This is a genomic window from Methylorubrum podarium (assembly GCF_022179745.1).
Classification (GTDB): domain Bacteria; phylum Pseudomonadota; class Alphaproteobacteria; order Rhizobiales; family Beijerinckiaceae; genus Methylobacterium; species Methylobacterium podarium.
Genome location: NZ_BPRD01000540.1, coordinates 1 through 4,229, shown reverse-complemented (window position 1 = coordinate 4,229; position 4,229 = coordinate 1). Strand labels below are relative to the sequence as shown.

Annotated in this window: 5 protein-coding genes; all 5 read left to right on the top strand. The window is 71.9% G+C overall.

Annotated features, from left to right (window positions below; genetic code table 11):
* The coding region (locus MFF42_RS23015; protein WP_238258041.1) for an SPOR domain-containing protein at positions 1-1,338 on the top strand (1,338 nt) is incomplete at its 5' end.
* A gap of 170 nt (positions 1,339-1,508) precedes the next feature.
* Entirely contained in the window at positions 1,509-2,522 is a 1,014-nt protein-coding gene (gene nagZ / locus MFF42_RS23010) for a beta-N-acetylhexosaminidase (RefSeq protein WP_238258040.1), read from the top strand.
* Positions 2,523-2,688: 166 nt separating this feature from the next.
* On the top strand, positions 2,689-2,988 hold the full coding sequence (locus MFF42_RS23005; protein ID WP_238258038.1) for a twin-arginine translocase TatA/TatE family subunit: 300 nt from the start codon (positions 2,689-2,691) through the stop codon (positions 2,986-2,988).
* A gap of 119 nt (positions 2,989-3,107) precedes the next feature.
* Positions 3,108-3,572, top strand: a complete 465-nt coding sequence (gene tatB, locus MFF42_RS23000) for a Sec-independent protein translocase protein TatB (RefSeq protein WP_238258036.1) — start codon at positions 3,108-3,110, stop codon at positions 3,570-3,572.
* Positions 3,569-4,229 (top strand): twin-arginine translocase subunit TatC (gene tatC / locus MFF42_RS22995; RefSeq protein WP_238258035.1); only part of this gene is annotated, 661 nt, incomplete at its 3' end. The genes tatB and tatC, both read left to right, overlap by 4 nt.

Here is a 4,229-nt window from a genome sequence, read left to right as displayed (position 1 = left end):
GCCGCCCCCAAGGGCGACCCGCTCGCCGAGCTTGCCCGCATCGTCGGGCAGGACGATCCCTTCCGCGCCCTGCTGGAGGCGCGGGAGAAGAATCCGGTTCAGGACGTGCCGGCTCCCGTGACGCGCCCGCCCGAGGGCGGCCGCCCGGCGCGCGTCGAGCCGACCTTCGTGGACGTGCCCGCCCACAACCCGGCCCATGGCCAGACGCAGGCTCACGCGCAGAACCCGGCGGATGCCTTCGACCAGTATCTCGCCTCCGTCGAGCAGGGCATGTACGCCGAGGGCCCGGCCGATCCGGCCGCCTTCGCCGAGCCCGAGGAGGGCTACCGCACCGGTCGCGCCGAGCGTCCGCGCGCCCGCAACCGCCTCGTCCAGGTCGGCGCCGGCCTGGCGGTGGTCGCCGTCTGCGTCGGCGGCGCCCTGGCATGGCGCGGCACCCACGGCATCGGCGGCAGCGGCCCGATCACCGTGCTCGCCGACAAGACACCGCTGAAGGTGCAGCCGACGGCCACCGACGGCGTCGAGATCCCCGACCAGAACAAGCAGATCTACGATCGCAACGCCAAGGACGGTCAGATCAAGATCGTCAACCGCGAGGAGCAGCCCCTCGACGTCAACCAGGCCGCTCGCACCGCCGCCGGGCGCGGCGAGGGCGCGGAGCCGGGGCAGGGAGGGGCGACCCCCGGCCAGGGCGGCATGCTGTCCGACACGTTCGGCGAGCCGCGCCGGGTCCGCACCGTCTCCGTCAAGCCGGACACGCCGGTGCTCCAGCCGCCGGCCGCCCAGGCCGAGACCGTCCCGGCTCACAGCCCGGCCGCGACCTCGCCGATCCCGACCATGACCATGCCCGACACCGCGGGCAACGGCACCACGACGCCCGCGTCGGAGCCCCGGCGGTCGGCCTCGCCGCCGTCGCGCACTCTGGCCTCGAATCCCCCGCCGGTGGCGGCCCCCGTCGCCGAGGCGCCGCAGGAGACCCCGGCCGCCGCTCCGGCCGCGCGCCCGAAGGCGCCGCAGCGCGTCGCCTCCGTCTCGCCGGAGACCACCGCCAGCACCTCCGAGCCCGCGCCCGCCTCCGCCGCGCTCGCGGCCCCGGTCGGCGGCTACTCGGTTCAGCTCGGCGTGCGCGGCAGCGAGAGCGAGGCCCGGGCCGCCTTCCGGGAGATGCAGGGCAAGTACAGCCAGCTCGCCGGCAAGCCCGAGCTGATCCGGCAGGCCGAGGTGAACGGCAAGACCCTGTTCCGCGTCCGCGTCGGGCCTCTGGCCAAGAACGAGGCCTCAAGCCTGTGCAGCGCGCTGCAGGGCGCGGGCGGTCAGTGCTTCGTCGCCAAGAACTGAGCGTCGAGGACCTGAACCGAGGACACGGTCGGCCATCGGCCGGCCGCTCCCGTTCATCCCATCAGATCCCTCATCCTGAGGTGCGGGCGGGGTCAAAGCCGTGCTCGGCAATCGCCGGAATGCCGCCGAGCACTCTCGCTTGACCTGCCGATTCGAGGACCGTCGGCCCCATGACCTCAGCCAGCACGCCCCGCGCCGTCATCCTCGGCTGTTCCGGCACGGCGCTGACGGCCGAAGAGACCGCCTTCTTCCGCGACCTGCGGCCCTGGGGCTTCATCCTGTTCAAGCGCAACATCGGCACCCCGGACGAGGTGCGCGCGCTGACCGAGGCCCTGCGCGGGACGCTCGGCCGGGCGGACGCACCGATCCTGATCGACCAGGAGGGCGGGCGGGTGCAGCGGATGGGCCCGCCGCACTGGCCGAAATACCCCGCGGCCGGACGCTTCGATCCGCTCGGCGACGAAGCCGCGGAGATCGCCCGGCTCGGCGCCCGGCTGATGGCCCACGACCTCCGGGAGGTCGGCATCAATGTCGATTGCGCGCCGATGCTCGACGTCCCCGTCGCCGGCTCGGACAACATCATCGGCGACCGGGCCTACGGCGACACGCCGGAGCGGGTGATCGCGCTCGGCCGCGCCGTGGCCGAGGGGCTGATGGCGGGCGGCGTGCTGCCGGTCATCAAGCACATTCCCGGTCACGGCCGGGCGACCTGCGACAGCCATCTCGACCTGCCCGTGGTCGAGGCCGACCGGGCGAGCCTCGCTGAGAGCGACTTCCGCCCGTTCCGCGCGCTCGCCGACCTGCCGCTCGCCATGAGCGCGCACGTGGTCTTCACTGCCCTCGACCCGGAGCGGCCCGCCACCCTGTCGGAGCGCGTGATCCGCGAGGTTGTGCGCGGCGAGATCGGCTTCGACGGGCTCCTGATGACCGACGACCTGTCGATGCACGCGCTCCAGGGCCCGTTCCGCGAGCGGGCGGACGCCGCCTACCGCGCCGGCATCGACGTGGTGCTCCATTGCAACGGGCGCATGGACGAGATGCGAGCGGTCGCGGACGCGGCCATCGATCTCGACGGAGCGGGCGCGCGCCGTGCCGAGGCCGCGCTCGCCCGCCTCGCCGCACCGGACGCCCTCGACCTGGCCGAGGCCCGCGCCCGCTTCGAGACCGCATTCCCGACGGCCTGAGGCTGCGCCCCGCAACGAGGCGAAGTGCGACAAAGAAGGGCAAGGGCTGCGCAGCCTTTGCCCGCTCAAGCGCCCCGCGCTGCTTGTGTTCGCGCCACTCGATCCCTAGGTTCGCCCCAATTCAAGTGGAGGCGCCGCCGGAGTTGGCGCGGCGCAGGAGGTTGCCATGGGCAGCATGAGTGTCTGGCACTGGGTCATCGTTGCGGTCGTCGTCATGCTGCTGTTCGGCCGCGGCAAGGTGTCGGAGCTGATGGGCGACGTCGCCAAGGGCATCAAGGCCTTCAAGAAGGGCATGGCCGACGACGAGACCCAGGCGAACACGACGACGAGCGTGCCGCCGGTGGGCCCGAACGATCCGGTCCGCACGCTGCCGCACCAGGGCGTGCCGGGCACCGCCCCGCAGCCGACGCATGCGCAGCCTCAGGTGCCGCCGCACGTGCCGGCGGGCGACCACAAGGCCGTCTGAACAACGGGTTTGTCGGGCTGAATCGGCGGTCGGGCACGGTTGAAGATCGGCCCCGGGCAGGATAGCGCGGGCCGTGCGCCCGTCCTCGACAGGCGCGGCCCCGCGGGACGGACGACGCAATGCTGGACATGAGCTGGGGCGAGGTGATGCTGATCGGCGGCGTCGCCCTGATCGTCATCGGACCCAAGGACCTGCCGAAGGCCCTGCGCACGCTGGGCCAGATCACCACCAAGGTCCGCCGCATGGCCGGCGAGTTCCAGTCGCAGTTCAACGAGGCGATCCGCGAGGCGGAGCTGGAAGAGGTCCGCCGCGACGTCGAGGGCGTGAAGCGCACCGTCGATGCCGCGCGCCCGACCTTCAACCCCGTGGACACCATCCGCAACGAGATCCGCAGCGCGGTCGAGAGCCGCCCCGGCTCCGGCAGCAGGGAGACCGGCGCGACGGACACGGGCAGCTTCGACGTGCCGCGGCCGACGCCCGAGCAGCAGGCCGCGCGGATGCACGATGCGCCGCCCCCCGCTTCCGCGGCCGAGACGCCTCCCACCACCTCCGGCAGCAAGACCGAGACAGGCCCGACTCCATGAGCGACGAGCGCGATGAGGCCGAGATCGAGGCCTCGCGGGCCCCCCTTCTGGAGCACCTGATCGAACTGCGCTCGCGGCTGATCAAGTCGCTGCTCGCGTTCATCGTGATGTTCTTCGGCTGCTTCTTCTTCTCGAAGCAGATCTACAACGTGCTCGTGCACCCCTATGTCTCGATCGTGGGGCCGCAGAACGCCGAGCTGATCGCGACCCACTTCCTCGAACAGGTCTTCACCAACATCAAGCTGAGCGTGTTCGGGGCGGGCTTCCTCGCCTTCCCGGTCATCGCCACGCAGGTCTACGCTTTCGTCGCGCCCGGCCTCTACCGCAACGAGCGGCAGGCCTTCCTGCCCTACCTCGTCGCCACGCCGATCTTCTTCCTGCTCGGGGCGCTGGTCGTCTACTTCCTGGCGATGCCGCTGCTGATCCAGTTCTCGGTCTCGCTGCAGCAGATCGGGCAACCGGGCGAGGCGACGATCCGGCTGCTGCCGAAGGTCGACGAGTACCTCTCGCTGATCATGACGCTGATCTTCGCCTTCGGCCTCGCGTTCCAGATGCCGGTCATCCTGACGCTCCTGGGCCAGATCGGCGTGATCGACGCCGCCTTCCTGCGGGAGAAGCGGCGCTACGCGATCGTGCTCGTCTTCGTCGCCGCCGCCG